The organism is Pseudomonas syringae pv. tagetis, assembly GCF_022557255.1.
Lineage (GTDB): Bacteria > Pseudomonadota > Gammaproteobacteria > Pseudomonadales > Pseudomonadaceae > Aquipseudomonas > Aquipseudomonas caricapapayae.
In genome coordinates this window covers 3,711,843-3,727,500 of sequence record NZ_CP092923.1, presented here as the reverse complement: position 1 = coordinate 3,727,500, position 15,658 = coordinate 3,711,843, and the positions used below count along the sequence as shown (strand labels likewise).

General features: G+C 56.7%; 13 protein-coding genes, 2 rRNA genes and 1 pseudogene (1 of these 16 running past the window's edge). 9 read left to right on the top strand and 7 right to left on the bottom strand.

Annotated elements, in window-relative coordinates; translation table 11 throughout:
- Both MME58_RS16475 and rrf read left to right on the top strand, forming a co-directional pair.
- Window positions 1-953: ribosomal RNA gene (locus MME58_RS16475) — 23S ribosomal RNA — on the top strand; it begins 1,941 nt to the left of the window's first position.
- Window positions 954-1,210: 257 nt separating this feature from the next.
- Window positions 1,211-1,326, top strand: a 5S ribosomal RNA gene (gene rrf / locus MME58_RS16470).
- A gap of 128 nt (window positions 1,327-1,454) precedes the next feature.
- Here rrf and queD read toward each other — a convergent pair.
- Window positions 1,455-1,811: a 6-carboxytetrahydropterin synthase QueD gene (gene queD / locus MME58_RS16465; RefSeq protein WP_003317991.1), complete on the bottom strand. Its 357-nt coding sequence runs from the start codon at window positions 1,809-1,811 to the stop codon at window positions 1,455-1,457.
- A gap of 219 nt (window positions 1,812-2,030) precedes the next feature.
- On the opposite strand from queD, the gene MME58_RS16460 reads away from it, so the two are divergent.
- From MME58_RS16460 to MME58_RS16430, 7 genes and pseudogenes are all read left to right on the top strand, one after another.
- Complete coding sequence (locus MME58_RS16460; protein WP_054988076.1) at window positions 2,031-2,339, top strand: PepSY domain-containing protein; 309 nt, start codon at window positions 2,031-2,033, stop codon at window positions 2,337-2,339.
- Window positions 2,339-2,647, top strand: coding sequence for a PepSY domain-containing protein (locus MME58_RS16455; RefSeq protein ID WP_054988075.1), 309 nt, complete (start codon window positions 2,339-2,341; stop codon window positions 2,645-2,647). Before MME58_RS16460 ends, MME58_RS16455 begins: the two co-directional genes overlap by 1 nt.
- Window positions 2,647-3,315, top strand: a complete 669-nt coding sequence (locus MME58_RS16450; protein WP_054988074.1) for a response regulator transcription factor — start codon at window positions 2,647-2,649, stop codon at window positions 3,313-3,315. The genes MME58_RS16455 and MME58_RS16450 overlap by 1 nt, the downstream gene beginning before the upstream one ends.
- Complete coding sequence (locus tag MME58_RS16445; protein ID WP_054988073.1) at window positions 3,312-4,631, top strand: sensor histidine kinase; 1,320 nt, start codon at window positions 3,312-3,314, stop codon at window positions 4,629-4,631. Before MME58_RS16450 ends, MME58_RS16445 begins: the two co-directional genes overlap by 4 nt.
- Before the next feature lie 126 nt (window positions 4,632-4,757).
- Window positions 4,758-6,437, top strand: a pseudogene (locus MME58_RS16440) (methyl-accepting chemotaxis protein).
- Between the two features lie 146 nt (window positions 6,438-6,583).
- On the top strand, window positions 6,584-7,648 hold the full coding sequence (locus MME58_RS16435; protein ID WP_054988071.1) for an AI-2E family transporter: 1,065 nt from the start codon (window positions 6,584-6,586) through the stop codon (window positions 7,646-7,648).
- 358 nt (window positions 7,649-8,006) lie between these two features.
- On the top strand, window positions 8,007-9,338 hold the full coding sequence (locus MME58_RS16430) for an IS4 family transposase (protein ID WP_420917735.1): 1,332 nt from the start codon (window positions 8,007-8,009) through the stop codon (window positions 9,336-9,338).
- A 43-nt stretch (window positions 9,339-9,381) separates the two neighbouring features.
- Here the strand turns inward: MME58_RS16430 and nuoN are convergent, their stop codons facing one another.
- The 6 genes from nuoN to nuoI are packed head-to-tail and all read right to left on the bottom strand — an operon-like array spanning window position 9,382 to window position 15,654.
- Window positions 9,382-10,851, bottom strand: coding sequence for an NADH-quinone oxidoreductase subunit NuoN (gene nuoN / locus MME58_RS16425; protein ID WP_055005199.1), 1,470 nt, complete (start codon window positions 10,849-10,851; stop codon window positions 9,382-9,384).
- Between the two features lie 7 nt (window positions 10,852-10,858).
- Window positions 10,859-12,391, bottom strand: coding sequence for an NADH-quinone oxidoreductase subunit M (gene nuoM / locus MME58_RS16420; protein ID WP_055005198.1), 1,533 nt, complete (start codon window positions 12,389-12,391; stop codon window positions 10,859-10,861).
- A 39-nt stretch (window positions 12,392-12,430) separates the two neighbouring features.
- A complete protein-coding gene (gene nuoL, locus MME58_RS16415; protein WP_054988068.1) occupies window positions 12,431-14,284 on the bottom strand; it encodes an NADH-quinone oxidoreductase subunit L in 1,854 nt (617 codons plus the stop codon).
- Window positions 14,281-14,589 (bottom strand): NADH-quinone oxidoreductase subunit NuoK, encoded by a 309-nt coding sequence (gene nuoK, locus MME58_RS16410; protein ID WP_003380111.1) that lies wholly within the window; start codon window positions 14,587-14,589, stop codon window positions 14,281-14,283. The genes nuoL and nuoK overlap by 4 nt, the downstream gene beginning before the upstream one ends.
- Window positions 14,586-15,095: an NADH-quinone oxidoreductase subunit J gene (nuoJ, locus tag MME58_RS16405; RefSeq protein ID WP_054988067.1), complete on the bottom strand. Its 510-nt coding sequence runs from the start codon at window positions 15,093-15,095 to the stop codon at window positions 14,586-14,588. Before nuoJ ends, nuoK begins: the two co-directional genes overlap by 4 nt.
- Before the next feature lie 10 nt (window positions 15,096-15,105).
- Entirely contained in the window at window positions 15,106-15,654 is a 549-nt protein-coding gene (gene nuoI, locus MME58_RS16400) for an NADH-quinone oxidoreductase subunit NuoI (RefSeq protein ID WP_002554018.1), read from the bottom strand.
- Window positions 15,655-15,658: the final 4 nt, after the last annotated feature.

Sequence of the window (15,658 nt, the reverse complement as noted above, 5' to 3'; positions counted from 1 at the left end):
AAGTTCCGACCTGCACGAATGGCGTAACGATGGCGGCGCTGTCTCCACCCGAGACTCAGTGAAATTGAAATCGCTGTGAAGATGCAGTGTATCCGCGGCTAGACGGAAAGACCCCGTGAACCTTTACTATAGCTTTGCACTGGACTTTGAATTTGCTTGTGTAGGATAGGTGGGAGGCTTTGAAGCGTGGACGCCAGTCTGCGTGGAGCCAACCTTGAAATACCACCCTGGCAACTTTGAGGTTCTAACTCAGGTCCGTTATCCGGATCGAGGACAGTGTATGGTGGGTAGTTTGACTGGGGCGGTCTCCTCCTAAAGAGTAACGGAGGAGTACGAAGGTGCGCTCAGACCGGTCGGAAATCGGTCGTAGAGTATAAAGGCAAAAGCGCGCTTGACTGCGAGACAGACACGTCGAGCAGGTACGAAAGTAGGTCTTAGTGATCCGGTGGTTCTGTATGGAAGGGCCATCGCTCAACGGATAAAAGGTACTCCGGGGATAACAGGCTGATACCGCCCAAGAGTTCATATCGACGGCGGTGTTTGGCACCTCGATGTCGGCTCATCACATCCTGGGGCTGAAGCCGGTCCCAAGGGTATGGCTGTTCGCCATTTAAAGTGGTACGCGAGCTGGGTTTAGAACGTCGTGAGACAGTTCGGTCCCTATCTGCCGTGGACGTTTGAGATTTGAGAGGGGCTGCTCCTAGTACGAGAGGACCGGAGTGGACGAACCTCTGGTGTTCCGGTTGTCACGCCAGTGGCATTGCCGGGTAGCTATGTTCGGAAAAGATAACCGCTGAAAGCATCTAAGCGGGAAACTTGCCTCAAGATGAGATCTCACTGGAACCTTGAGTTCCCTGAAGGGCCGTCGAAGACTACGACGTTGATAGGTTGGGTGTGTAAGCGCTGTGAGGCGTTGAGCTAACCAATACTAATTGCCCGTGAGGCTTGACCATATAACACCCAAGCAATCTGCGTGAGATGAGCAGATTGCGGTGACTGTGAAGATGACACGAACCGAAGGTTTGCGATCACGAACGCACCGAGCTATCACATACCCGATTTTAACACCCAAGCAATCTGCGTGAGATGAGCAGATTGCGGTGACTGTGAAGATGATACGAACCGAAGGTTTGCGATCACGAACGCAACGAGCTATCACATACCCGATTTGCTGAAGCGCGCCGCAAGGCACGATTCGGTACCCGAATTTCTTGACGACCATAGAGCATTGGAACCACCTGATCCCATCCCGAACTCAGCAGTGAAACGATGTATCGCCGATGGTAGTGTGGGGTTTCCCCATGTGAGAGTAGGTCATCGTCAAGATTGAATTCCAGAAACCCTCATCGCTTACGCGTTGAGGGTTTTTGTTTTTTAGCGTTTCAGATCCGGACTTTATGCCGTGCAGATGCAAAAAAACCACCGTCGAGGTGGTTTTTGATTTTTAAAGAGACTCAATCTCCGCGATATTCACACCCGCTGGTGCATGTCTCGTGAATACGAACGGCTGATAGCTCGGGCAGCAAAGGCTTCAGCTCATTCCAGATCCATTTTGCCAGGTTCTCACTGGTCGGATTTTCAAGTCCTGGAATGTCATTCAGGTAATTATGATCAAGGCGCTCGTACAGCGGTTTGAAGATAGCCTTGATTTCCGAAAAGTCCCTGATCCAGCCTGTATGGGGATCAACCTTGCCGGCCAGGTGAATGCCGACACGAAACGAATGCCCATGCAGACGCCCGCACTTGTGCCCTTCTGGAACGTGAGGCAGACGGTGTGCAGACTCGAAGGTAAACTCTTTGAAAATTTCCACTGTGTATTGGCCCCGGAAAAATGGCGATCGCTGACGCGATAAATGCAATCGACGAGTTTAACAGCAATGCTCCGAAACTCCATGCAGGGCTTGGTATGAAGCTCTTTTCACACACGAATTCGGATGATGGCATTAGGCCATAACTATTCAGTTTGAGTTAAGTTGCACCGCGTAAGGTAAGCACCATAGAAGCATCGATCGCTATGGATACCTTCGATAATGAAAACGCGGACAACCCTGCTGGCGGCAATGACATGTGTATTGGCAGCCACTGGCATTCAGGCAAGCGGAGCCGATCCGCAGGAGGTATTGCGCCTCAGTGATGCCGGAACGCTTCAGTCGGCTGAAAAGCTCGAGGCCAAGGCGCTGAGCAAGCACCCCGGCGCCAGTATCATTGGTACGCAGTTCAAGAATAGATATGGCAGGTACGTTTACAATGTCGAGCTGCGCGACAAGCAGGATATTGAGTGGGTCCTCGAAATAGATGCCGCCACGGGCCAGGTCTACAGGAATCATCAGGATAACTAATGAATGTCGACAAGCGTCTCTGTGTCATCCTTGGTTTGAGTCTGACCTGCTCTTTTGTCTATGCCAGAGATCTGAATCAGGATGAAGCGCTCAGTTTGCGTCAGCGCGGTGTCATCCTGCCTCTCGAGCAGTTTATCGAGCGCGCATTGAGGCTTCACCCAGGGGCTCGTCTGCTGGAAGCTGAGCTTGAGGAAAAAAATAACATGTATGTGTATGAATTTGAGTTGCTGACCCCGCAGGGAGTTGTTCGTGAGCTCAAGTTCGATGCGCGCGACAGCCGATTGCTGAAAGACGAGGATGATGACTGATGCGCCTGCTACTGGTTGAAGACCATGTGCCACTCGCAGATGAGCTGCTTGCGGCGCTAGGGCGGCAAGGCTATGCAGTAGACTGGTTGGCTGACGGTCGTGATGCGGTTTATCAAGGTGCAACCGAGCCTTATGACCTCATTGTTCTGGATCTGGGTTTACCTGGCATGCCCGGGCTCGAGGTCCTCCAGCAATGGCGTGGCAAAGGTCTGGCTACACCCGTACTCATTTTGACCGCGCGGGGATCGTGGTCAGAACGTATAGAAGGCTTGAAGGCAGGTGCTGACGATTACCTGACCAAGCCTTTTCATCCTGAAGAGCTGCAATTGCGCATTCAGGCGCTGTTGCGACGTTCGCATGGACTGGCTAACCAGCCTACGCTGGAGTCCGCGGGCCTTAATCTGGACGAAGGTCGTCAGTGCGTCAGCCGGGATGGCGTCGATATTCAGCTCACCTCTGCAGAGTTTCGCCTGCTGCGCTATTTCATGCTCCATCCTGGACAGATTCTCTCCAAAAGCCATCTGTCAGAGCATTTGTACGATGGCGAAAACGAACGTGATTCCAATGTCATCGAGGTTCATGTCAATCACCTGAGGCGCAAGCTCGGTCGCGCAGTGGTCGAGACACGTCGTGGCCAAGGCTATCTGTACGGTGGGGCGGGAGGGTGAAATCCATCCAGCGGCGTCTGAGCCTGGGACTGATCGCTGTCATGGTGGTTGTCGGTCTGGTGATGGCGCAAACCAGCCTGTGGTTGTTCGAAATGGGCTTGCAGCGTTATCTGGAATCGGGTTTACGCAATGAGAGTGAGAACCTCCTCGTTGCGTTGGTACGAGGCCCTGCCGGGTTGCAACTGGATGACCATCGACTGTCGGGTGCATACCAGCGTCCGTTGTCCGGCCACTACTTCCGCATGGACTTGCCGCAGGGCCACTGGCGCTCCCGCTCCCTGTGGGATTTTGAGCTGCCGCAACCTGGCGCTGGTTTGCACGCAAACCTTGAACTCGGCAAGACAGGCCAGTCGCTGTTGATGCTGACAAGCGAATACCGAAAGTTCGGCAAGCAGGTTTCAATAACCGTCGCACAGGATTACACGCCGGTCAGGGCAAGTTTTCGTCTCATGCAGCAGATCGGGCTAGGGCTGGGGCTTGCAGCGCTGATACTGGTGCTGGTTTTGCAGCGCATTACCGTACGAAGGGCGCTTCGACCTCTGGAAACCGTTCGCGAGCAGATTTTTCAGTTGCAACAGGGACAGCGTTCACAACTGGACAATCAGGTTCCCCTTGAGCTGGAGCCGCTGGTTGCGCAGATCAACCATCTGCTCGCGCATACCGAAGACAGTTTGAAACGATCACGCAATGCCTTGGGCAATCTGGGGCACGCCTTGAAGACTCCACTTGCCGTTTTGCTCAGCCTGGCGCTTAGCGGGCAATTGGACGCCAACCCGGCATTGCGCAAGACACTGCAGGAACAGCTCGAGAATATCCGTCTGCGTCTGGAGCGTGAGCTCAACCGTGCACGCCTTTCCGGGGATGCGTTGCCGGGAGCGCGCTTTGATTGTGATGCAGAACTGCCTGGGCTGTTTTCCACACTGGGCATGATTCATGGTGCCCACCTTCAGTTGATCAACGACGTCGAGGCGGGCATGTATCTGCCGTGGGATCGGGAGGACATTCTCGAGTTGCTGGGTAACCTGCTGGACAATGCCTGCAAATGGGCCGACAGCGAAGTGCGTCTGAGCATTCTGAATCATGCTCAAGGCTTCAGCCTGCTGGTGGACGACGACGGGCCTGGTATCCCCGAGGCGCAGCGTGCCGAGGTATTCAGCCGTGGCGCTCGCCTTGACGAGCAGATTACCGGGCATGGTCTTGGCCTGGGTATCGTGCGCGACATTGTCGAAGCCTGGGGCGGTCAACTGCAATTGCAGGAGAGTCCTGCCGGGGGACTTCGCGTACGCATTGATCTCCCTGAACGCTCCGCTCCATGAGTTGCCGGACTGCAACACTTCAGAGTCGTCATGCAAAAAAATACGCAAGGTCTTAATGTCAGCCGGATGAGGCCGGTAGCCTGGTGGGCACCTCTGACTTATAAAAATAACCATAAAGCCACTCCTATGCGTCTCAGCCTGAAAGCCAAGGTTCTGTCGCTGGCAGTCTTGCCGGTTCTGATATTTGCGCTGGTGATCAGCGCCACAACGGTATTCATGTTGCACCGGCAGGCTGAGCGTGAGGTCAGCGATACCCGAGAGCGTCTGCTCTCCGAGGCCAAGGCAACCTTGCAGAACTACGTTGCGATCGCCATGACGGCCATCAAGCCGGTTTACGACGCTGCGCCACCAGGCGATGAAACTGCGCGTGCCACTGCGATAAAGCTGCTTTCCTCAGTCAGTTACGGTAAGGATGGTTACATCTTTGGCTATGACTCTCAGGTCATCCGGATTTTCAGAAGCAACAGCGCGGATGGCGTGGGCAAGAGCTTCAATGACGCCCGAGATGCGAACGGTGTTTACATCAACCGGGAACTGGTAGCGGTCGGCAAGGCAGGCACTCATTATGTAATGTACTCGTCGGCCCTGCCTGGCAAGACCGAGCCTGTTCCCAAGATCGGTTACACGGATTATCTGCCTAAATGGGATCTGGTGATCGGCTCTGCCGTCAATATCGATGGCATCGATGCTCAGGTTGCCGAAGTGAGGCAAAACGTCGAGGCGCGTTTGAGGGAGATGCTTTACAGCATTCTGGGTATTACAGTTGTGGTGCTGGTCATCATCGGGGTTATCGGAATATTGATGGCTGGTACTCTGCTGCGTCCGCTGGGTTTGATGAAAAATAACCTGGATGATATCGCCGCAGGCGAAGGCGATCTGACTCGGCGCCTGGCCATTACCAGTAATGACGAGCTTGGCGATCTGGCAGGCTCTTTCAACCGGTTTGTCGACAAGATTCACGGCATGGTTCATCAGGTTAGTGAAATGACCGGGCAACTCAATGGTCTGGTTGGAGAAGTTTCATCCTAGGCACAACGGTCAGAAACCGCCATGGATCGCCAGCGTCACGAAACCGATCAGGTAGCAACGGCAATCAATCAGATGTCGGCTGCCGCCCAAGAGGTTGCCAAGAGCGCGCAAGGTGCTTCCGTGGCTGCCCAGCAGACCGATGAACAAGGGCGCGCCGCCAAGCGCGTCGTGGATGGCAGCATCAGACAAATCCATGCGCTGGTAGACGACATCCGCAAAAGCGGTTCTTCACTGGACGTTCTGCAAAAGGATGTTTCTTCGATCGTCAGTGTGCTGGGCGTCATCCGCTCGATCGCCGAACAGACCAACCTGCTTGCACTTAATGCCGCCATCGAGGCCGCAAGGGCAGGGGAGGCAGGGCGCGGTTTTGCTGTGGTGGCCGACGAGGTTCGTGCGCTGGCCAGTCGTACCCAGCAAAGCACACAGGAAATCCAGAGCATGATTGACCGTCTGCAGCAGGGTACTCAGGACGCGGTAACAGCAATGCGCCACTCCAGCGAAGCGGGTGACGGGACCTCGGCGCAAGCCAACGAGGCCGGTACGTCTCTGGTGGCCATTGGTGAGTTGATCGCCACTATCAATTCGATGAACGCGCAAATAGCCAGTGCAGCCGAAGAGCAGACGGCGGTTGCGGAAGAAATAAATCCCAGTGTCCATCAGATCGCAGGTGCAGTCGAAAGCGTGGCCGATGAAACCCGGCAAAGCGCACAGACGTCACGCAGCCTGGCTGAACTGGGCTCGCGCCTTGGCAGCCTGGTAGGTCAGTTCCGGGTCTGATGTCTCGCTGGCAGGGGCGCAATTCCCTGCCACCGCGTGTGCCTGTCGCCGTCATATTGCCTTCATATAAGATGGCACTCGTACGTTCGAGTGCTGACTAAGCTCTAGGCCGCGCGCGAGGCGCGGTCTACTGACATGGACAGGACATGAACGAAACCACGTTGCAATACAAAACCCTCATTCTGCTACTGGTGCTGGTCACCATCGCTTTCATATGGATTCTGCTGCCGTTCTACGGCGCGGTCTTCTGGGCGGTGATCCTCGGGATCATCTTTGCACCCGTGCAGCGCAGGTTGCAGATCAAGTTCAACTGGTCACGCAACCTCACCTCCCTGTGCACTCTGACGATCTGCCTGGTCATTGCGATTTTGCCGGTGATCGTCATCAGCGCCTTGCTGGTTCAGGAGGGCACTACGCTGTACAAGAACGTCGAGACCGGGCAACTGGATATTGCCGGTTATCTGGCCGAGTTCAAGGACCTGCTGCCGCACTCGGTTCAGGCACTGCTCGACCGGCTGGGCATGGGCGATCTTGAAGGGTTGCGTGACAAGATCACCAAAGGCGCGATGCAGGGCAGTCAGTACCTTGCCACCCAGGCGTTCAGCTTTGGGCAGGGCACATTCGACTTCGTGGTGAGCGTGTTCATCATGCTCTACCTGCTGTACTTTTTCCTGCGCGACGGCCAGGAACTGGTCCGCAAGATCCGTACGGCTTTCCCGTTGGGCGAGCAGCAGAAGCGTCGTCTGCAACTCAAGTTCACCCGAGTGGTACGTGCCACGGTCAAGGGCAATGTGGTGGTCGCGGTGACACAAGGCGCGCTGGGCGGCTTTATCTTCTGGGCGCTGGACATCCCAAGTGCGCTGCTCTGGGCGGTGATCATGGCTTTTCTTTCGCTGTTGCCTGCGGTCGGGGCTGGCATTGTCTGGGCCCCCGTAGCGGTTTACTTCCTGCTCAGCGGTATGATTTGGCAAGGTGTGGTACTGGGGCTGTTCGGGGTCTTCGTGATCGGTCTGGTGGATAACGTGCTGCGTCCTATCCTGGTTGGCAAGGACACTAAAATGCCTGACTACCTGATCCTTATTTCCACGCTCGGCGGCATGTCGGTGTTTGGCTTGAACGGTTTTGTGATTGGTCCTCTGGTGGCTGCGCTGTTCATCTCCAGTTGGGGGTTGTTCAGCGGTGCCAAGAAACCGGTCAAGTTGCCGGGCTAGTTGTTCACGAACGCATGGACGTTGCATACCCGCGCATGTGCTGAGCTGCTTTATTGGGCAGGCCGCATACGCGGGATTTTCAGCAAGCTGGCGAAAAGTGTCCGCCAGAACGCTTGTCTGCCAAAACTGCCGGGTTGATAGAGGTTGTCGGGTCATGATCGAAGCGCTATGCCTCTTGCGGGATTGGCGCATGATCTGACTCTTCGTGCGTTTCATGGGTTGCCGAACAGCCCGTTTCAAGCGTTTTCAAGAACAAAAAAAACCTGCGCCATGGCATAATGCTGTTCACTTAAGCATTTGAGTCCAAGCCGGGCTTTATAGAGAATCCGATGTCAGCCCCCTGGCATCGGATTTTTTTATGCCCATTCAGCAGCAGTTGCTCGACCTCGGCGATCTCTTCAATTTTTCTGACCTGAGCACCTTCACTCAGAACATCCCAATCGAGTGGGTAGCGAGTGCGCTGAACCTCTCGGCGCAAGCCACCATACGGCGGCGCCGCTTGCCGAGAGATCAAGTTCTTTGGCTCGTTTTGGGCATGGCTTTGTTTCGTGATGAGCCCGTCCACGAAGTCGCCAGGCGTTTGAATATCTGCGCGCAAGGCTTGGCTTCTGATCAGTTGCTGGCTCGAAGTGGGGTAACTGAAGCTCGCAAACGGCTAGGCGCTGACCCCGTTGAATCGCTTTTCCGTCAGACCGGTAAGCATTGGGGCAACGAGCGCTACGAGGCAGATAACTGGAACGGTCTACAAGTCTTCGCGGTGGACGGTGCATTGCTGCGCACCCCTGATTCACCCGAGCTCAGAGAGCATTTTGGCTCCGGCAATACCGGCACCAACCGTCAGACCCCGTTCCCGATGCTGCGGCTCGTTGCGCTGATGAATGTCCGCTCGCATGTCATCCTCGATGCGCAGCTCAGCCCTTTTCGGGGCAGTGAAATGCGGTTGGCCGAAACGTATCTGGGACAAATTCCAGACAATTCGATCACCTTGTTCGACAAAGGCTTCTGGGGCGCGGATCTACTGCTGAGCGTGGTTGGCGGCGGCGCGAACCGACACTGGCTGACACCCGCTCGCAAGAATCTGGTCATGGAGGAAGTTGAGCGCTACGGCGAGCATGATCGTCTTGTCCGGATGAAGGTTTCTCCTCAGGCTCGCAAACGAAATCCCGAGATGCCCTTGAGTTGGGAGGTGCGTGAAGTTAGCTATGAAAGCCATGGAAAAGTCAGGTCGCTTCTTACCTCTCTGTCTGTCGAGAGCTATGACACAGCAGCTGTAACCAAGCTGTATCTGGAACGGTGGGAAATTGAGCTGGGCTTCAGGGATATCAAAAGCTCGATGCAACAGAACGCGGTAACGCTGCGCAGCAAGAAAGTCGAGCTGATTTATCAGGAGGTCTGGGGGCTTTTGCTGGCTTATAATATTATTCGTCGGGAGGCCAGCCAAGCAGCCGTAGCATTCGGCCGCGCACCTTCGGACATACGGTTCAAGCCTGCCTGCCAGTACATAGCGGTGCAGTTGATAGTGATGGCAGCAGCTAATCCAGTATCGGCAACAGGAAGGAGGCTAAGCGAGCTGAGGGGAGGAGTAGGAGGAATGTTTCTGGATCACCGCCCAAGGCCGGGAAGGCCAAGGACGGTGAAGATTTCCAAAACCCGGTACCCAGTGGACCGTAAGGCTGCTCCGCTTAAGTGAACAGCATTATGCGCCATGGCAGGGTTTTTTTTGTTCCGGATGATCAGCCTGCTACGTGCAGGCCGGCATTGACCACCAGATCCAGCAGCGGTTGCGGGTAGACACCCAGCACGAAGGTCAGAATCGCAACGGCCAGCAGCATTACGCCGCCAGTACGTTGCGCCCAGTTGATTGCTGCATCGTGGCGAGGAAGCTTGTTGTCGACCAGATACATAGTGACCATCACCCGCAGGTAGTAGAAAACGCCGATGGCGCTGCCTATGACCAGGGCTCCGATCAGCCACCACAGTTGCGACTCGACACCGGTAGCAATGATGTAGAACTTGCCGATGAAGCCTGCAGTAAGCGGGATACCTGCCAACGACAGCATCATCAGGGTCATGACTGCCGTCAGGTATGGACGACGCCAGAACAGCCCGCGGTATTCGAACATCGCGTCGGCGTCACGTCCGCTATAAGGCGAAGACATCATGGTGATCACGCCGAAGCTGCCCAGCGAGGTCAGAACGTAAGTCGCCAGATAGACGCCAATGGCCTCGACCGCCATGCCTTTGCTGGCCACCAGTGCAATCATCAGGTAACCGAAGTGTGCGATGGAGGAGTAACCCAGCAGACGCTTGAGGTTGGTTTGAGTCAATGCCAGCAGGTTGCCAACCAGTATCGATGCGACGGCGATCACCGCCAGTACGTCGTGCAGTACGCCGCTGCTGGCTGCCGGAGAAATCTGGAACAGACGCACCAGCACGGCGAAAACTGCCACTTTGCTGGCCGTGGCCAGAAAAGCTGCGACCGGTGCAGGAGCGCCTTCGTAAACGTCCGGGGTCCACAGGTGGAAAGGTACCAGTGACAGCTTGAACGCAAGACCGACGACCATCATGCCCAGACCCAGGCTTGCAATCGGGCTTGGCATGCCGGTCGCGTCAATGGCTTTGCCGATCCCATCGAAGCTCAGCGAGCCTGCTTCGGCATACAGAAGCGCCATGCCGAAGAGCAGGAACGCCGAACCTGCGGCCGACAGCACCATGTACTTGATGCCGCCTTCCAGCGAACGCTTGTTGAAGAAGGCATACGCCACCAGACCGTAGACCGGCACCGAGAGCAACTCCAGGCCAATGAACAGGCCCGCCAGGTGTTGAGCACTGACCAGTACCAGACCGCCGGCAGCTGCCAGCAGGATCAGCAGGTAAAGCTCTTCACGATTACCTGGATAGCCGGCCTTGCCATCACCCAGGTAGGCGTGGGCCATGGTCACACAGGCCAGGGTAGAGGCGAGGATGATCGCCATGTACAGGCAGGCAAAGTTGTCGATATGCAGCAGTGGCGTCACGACCAGTGGGGCAACTTTCAGTGCCGGATAGATCGACAGCAGGGCCAGGTTAAGACCTGCCACCGAAAGCAGGAACGTTTGCGAGTGATTGCGGCGCCAGGCAATCGCCAGCATCACCACGACAATGGTGAGGCTGGTGATCAGCAGTGGCGCAAGCGCAATAAAGTGTTGAATCGTCAGGTCCATAGCGCTCTTACCGGGCCGAAGCGAGTTGAGTGAAGGCAGTGCCTAGCCATTGCTGCACGCCGTGCATGGTCGCTGCCGATGTGTCGAGGAACGGCTGCGGGAAAACCCCGAGCACAACCAGCAACACGGCGAGGCCCAGCACCATGATCATTTCCCGTGCGTCCATACCCTTCAGAACCTCCTCGGACTTCGACGGGCCGAAGTAGGCGCGATGGATCATGATCAACGAGTAGACAGAACCGAACACCAGGCCGGACGTGGCAATTGCCGTGATCCATGGCGAGCTGGCGAAGCTGCCCAGCAGAATCAGGAACTCGCCCACAAAGTTGCCGGTGCCCGGCAGCCCCAGAGAAGCGGCGGCAAAGAACAGGCTGATGGCCGGGATGTAAGCGATGCGCGACCACAGACCGCCCATTTCACGCATGTCGCGGGTGTGCAAACGCTCGTACAACTGGCCACTTAGAATGAACAGCGCCGCAGCCGACAGGCCGTGGGCAATCATCTGAATCAGTACCCCTTGCAACGCTTGCTGGCTGCCGGAATAGATACCGATCAGTACGAAGCCCATGTGCGAGACGCTGGAGAACGCGATCAGGCGTTTGATATCGGTCTGGGCAAATGCCAGGAACGCGCCGTAGAAGATACCGACCAAGCCCAGCGTCATTGCGATCGGTGCAAACTCGGCCGATGCGTTGGGGAACAGCGGCAGGGCGAAGCGCAACAGACCGTAGGCAGCTGTTTTGAGCAGGATACCTGCCAGGTCGACCGAACCGGCCGTTGGTGCCTGGGCATGCGCATCCGGTAGCCAGGAATGCAGAGGCACCACCGGGAGCTTGACGGCGAAGGCAATGAAGAAGCCCAGCATCAGGATGTATTCGGTACCCGGTGCCAGCTTGGTCTTCAGCAGGTCAGCGTAGGCAAAGGTGATCACGCCTGTCTGATTGAAGTGCACCAATACCAGACCGAGGATCGCCACCAGCATGATCAGGCCGCTGGCCTGAGTGAAGATGAAGAACTTGGTTGCCGCGTAGATACGGGTCTTCTTGCCGTCCGAAGAGCTATGACCCCAGAGCGCGATGAGGAAGTACATCGGCACCAGCATCATTTCCCAGAAGAAGAAGAACATGAACAGGTCGATGGCCAGGAATACGCCGACGACACCGCCCAGGATCCACATCAGGTTCAGATGGAAGAAACCGACCTTGCGCTGGATTTCCTTCCACGAACACAACACCGACAGCACGCCAAGCAGGCCGGTCAGCAGGATCATGAGTAGAGAAAGGCCATCGAGTGCCAGGTGCACGTCGATGCCGAAGCGGGTGATCCACGGGTGGTGGAATTCCAGGGTCCAGGATGGATCGGCACCGGGAACCGGCGCGTAGCCGAAGTTGCCGGTAGCCCACAGCCAAAGGCCGAGAACCAGTTCCAGGGTCATTGTCAGCAGCGCGATCCAGCGCGGCAGGGTAGAGCCGAAGCGCTCACCCAGCCAGCACAACAGGCCGCCGATAAAGGGGATCAGGATTAGCCAGGGCAGAATCATGACGGGCTCAATTCCTTTCGCAAATTCGCAAGGTTCATATCAGATCGCAACCAGAACGACGGCACCGAGTACCAGAACGGCACCTACGGCGATCGAGGCAGCATACCAACGCAGCTGGCCGGTCTCGGTGCGACTCATGGTGTCATGACCGCCTTTGACCAGACGTGGGATCAAGCCGATGGTGCGGTCGAACGGATCACTACGCAGCACATGGCTTATCGCCAGGTAAGGTTTGACGAACAGCTTGTCGTAGATCCAGTCGAAGCCCCAGGCGGCAAACCACCAGGCTGAGAGGAAACGGCCCGGGCCACTGTTGGCGATCGCCGTCGCCAGACGGCGCTTGCCAAGAAACAGCAGCGCTGCCAGCAGGATACCGGCCAGCGCGATGGCGCCGGAAGCGATCTCCAGACTGTGCTTGGCTTCTCCACCGGCGTGGCCCACGCTCTGCGGCAGGACGCCGGCCAGTGGCGGGGTGATCAGCGCGCCGATGAACGTCGACAGCACGATCAGCACCGACAGCGGCAACCAGTGAGCAATGCCATGACCTGCGTGTGCTTCGGTCTTGGCTTCACCGTGGAACGCGATGAAGATCAGGCGGAAGGTGTACAGCGACGTCATGAACGCGCCCACCAGACCAGCATATAGCAAGCCGTTGTTACCGCTGGCAAATGCTTCCCAGAGAATTTCGTCCTTGGAGTAGAAGCCTGCTGTCAGCAGCGGCAGTGCGGCCAGGGCTGCACCGCCGACGATGAAGCTGGCATAGGCCAATGGCAGTTTCTTCCACAGGCCGCCCATCTTGAAGATGTTCTGCTCATGGTGGCAGGCAACGATCACCGCACCTGAAGCAAGGAACAGCAGCGCCTTGAAGAATGCGTGCGTCATCAGGTGGAAGATCGCGCCTTCCCAGGCCCCGACACCCAACGCCAGGAACATGTAGCCGATCTGGCTCATGGTCGAGTAGGCGAGGATACGCTTGATGTCGGTTTGTACCAGCGCTGCAAAGCCCGCCAGAACCAGTGTCACGCCGCCGACAATGCCCACCAGGTGCAGAATGTCAGGTGCCAGTGCGAACAGGCCATGAGTACGCGCGATCAGGTAAACGCCGGCCGTTACCATGGTCGCTGCGTGGATCAGAGCCGAAACCGGGGTAGGACCGGCCATCGCATCTGCCAGCCAGGTTTGCAGCGGCAACTGTGCGGATTTACCCACAGCACCGCCCAGCAGCATCAATGTCGCCAGCACGATCCAGAAATCGCCAACCTTGAAGTGCTCCGGTGCCTTGACCAGCAGCTCCTGAACATTGAGCGTGCCCAATTGCTGGAACAGGATGAACAAACCGATGGCCATGAACACATCGCCGATACGCGTAACGATAAACGCTTTCAGCGCTGCATTGCCGTTGTTGCGGTTGCTGTAATAGAAACCGATCAACAGGTAGCTGCACAGGCCCACGCCTTCCCAACCAAAGTAGAGGAACAGCAAATTGTCACCCAGGATCAGGAACAGCATGCTGGCAATGAACAGGTTGGTATAGGAGAAAAAGCGCGAGTAGCCCGCTTCACCACGCATGTACCAGGACGCGAAGAGGTGGATCAGGAAACCGACGCCAACCACTACGCCCAGCATCGTGACGGACAGCCCGTCCAGATAAAGCGCGAAGTTGGGCTGGAAACCGTCGACGTCCATCCAGCGCCACAGCACCTGAGTGTAGTGGCCCCCTTCAGGCGGTGCGACGTTGAACTGCCAGATGACCCAGGCCGTGACGATGGCTGACAGACCGATGGAACCGACGCCAATCAGCGCGGCGAGGTTTTCCGAGATACGTCCACGCGAGAACGACAGCAGCAGAAAACCGATGAGGGGGAATACGAAAGTCAGAAAGAGAAGATTCATCCGCGCATCTCGCTGGCAGCATCGATATCGAGAGTGTGGAAGCGGCGATACAGTTGCATCAGGATCGCCAGGCCAATACTGGCCTCGGCCGCCGCAAGGCTGATCACCAGAATGAACATGACCTGCCCATCCGGTTGCGCCCAGCGACTGCCGGCAACGACGAACGCCAATGCAGCAGCATTCATCATGATTTCCAGGCTCATCAACACGAAGAGAATGTTGCGGCGCACCATCAGGCCGACCAGACCCAGGCAGAACAGCACCCCGGCGACTGCCAGACCGTGTTCAAGAGGGATAGCATTCATTGGCTTGGCTCCTTGGCCTCGTTGCGGCCCAGATGGAACGCCGTGATGGCTGCGGCAAGCAGCAGCATCGAGGCGAGTTCCACCACCAGCAGATAAGGCCCGAACAGGCTGATGCCGACCGCCTTGGCGTCGACTGTGGTGTGACCGACGCCAGCGCCGGTAGGGTTGGCGAACAGCACATACAGCAATTCAGCCAGCAGCAATACGCCGAGAATGACCGGGCCGATCCAGATGCCGGGCTTGAGCCAGGCACGCTCCTGTTGAACCGAGGCCGGACCGAGGTTCAGCATCATCACCACAAACACGAACAGAACCATGATCGCGCCAGCGTAGGCGATCACTTCCAGAACACCGGCAAATGGCGCACCGAGGCTGAAGAAGGTCATGGCAACGGCGATCAACGAAATGATCAGGTAGAGCAGGGCATGCACCGGATTCGTGTTGGTGATCACCCGTAGGGTGGACACAACAGCGATACCGGATGCGAAGTAGAAAGCGAATTCCATCTTTACTTCCTTAAGGCAGCAAGCTCTTGACGTTGATCGGCTCGGCTTCGTTCTGTGCGGAGCCCTTGGGCTTGCCGCCGATGGCCATACCGGCAACGCGATAGAAGTTGTAGTCAGGGTTCTTGCCGGGACCGGAGATCAGCAGATCTTCCTTCTCGTACACCAGATCCTGACGCTTGAAGTCGGCCATCTCGAAGTCCGGTGTCAGCTGGATTGCAGTCGTCGGACAGGCCTCTTCGCACAGTCCGCAGAAAATGCAGCGCGAAAAGTTAATGCGGAAAAAGTCCGGGTACCAGCGTCCATCTTCTGTTTCGGCCTTCTGCAGCGAAATGCAGCCGACAGGGCAGGCCACTGCACACAGATTGCACGCCACACAGCGCTCTTCGCCATCGGGGTCACGGGTCAGAACGATACGGCCACGGTAGCGGGGCGGCAGATAAACCTGCTCTTCGGGATATTGCAGGGTGTCGCGTTTGCGGAAGCCGTGGCCGAAGACCATGACCAGGCTGCGCAACTGGGTACCTGTACCCTTAACGATGTCACCAATATATTTGAACATGGGT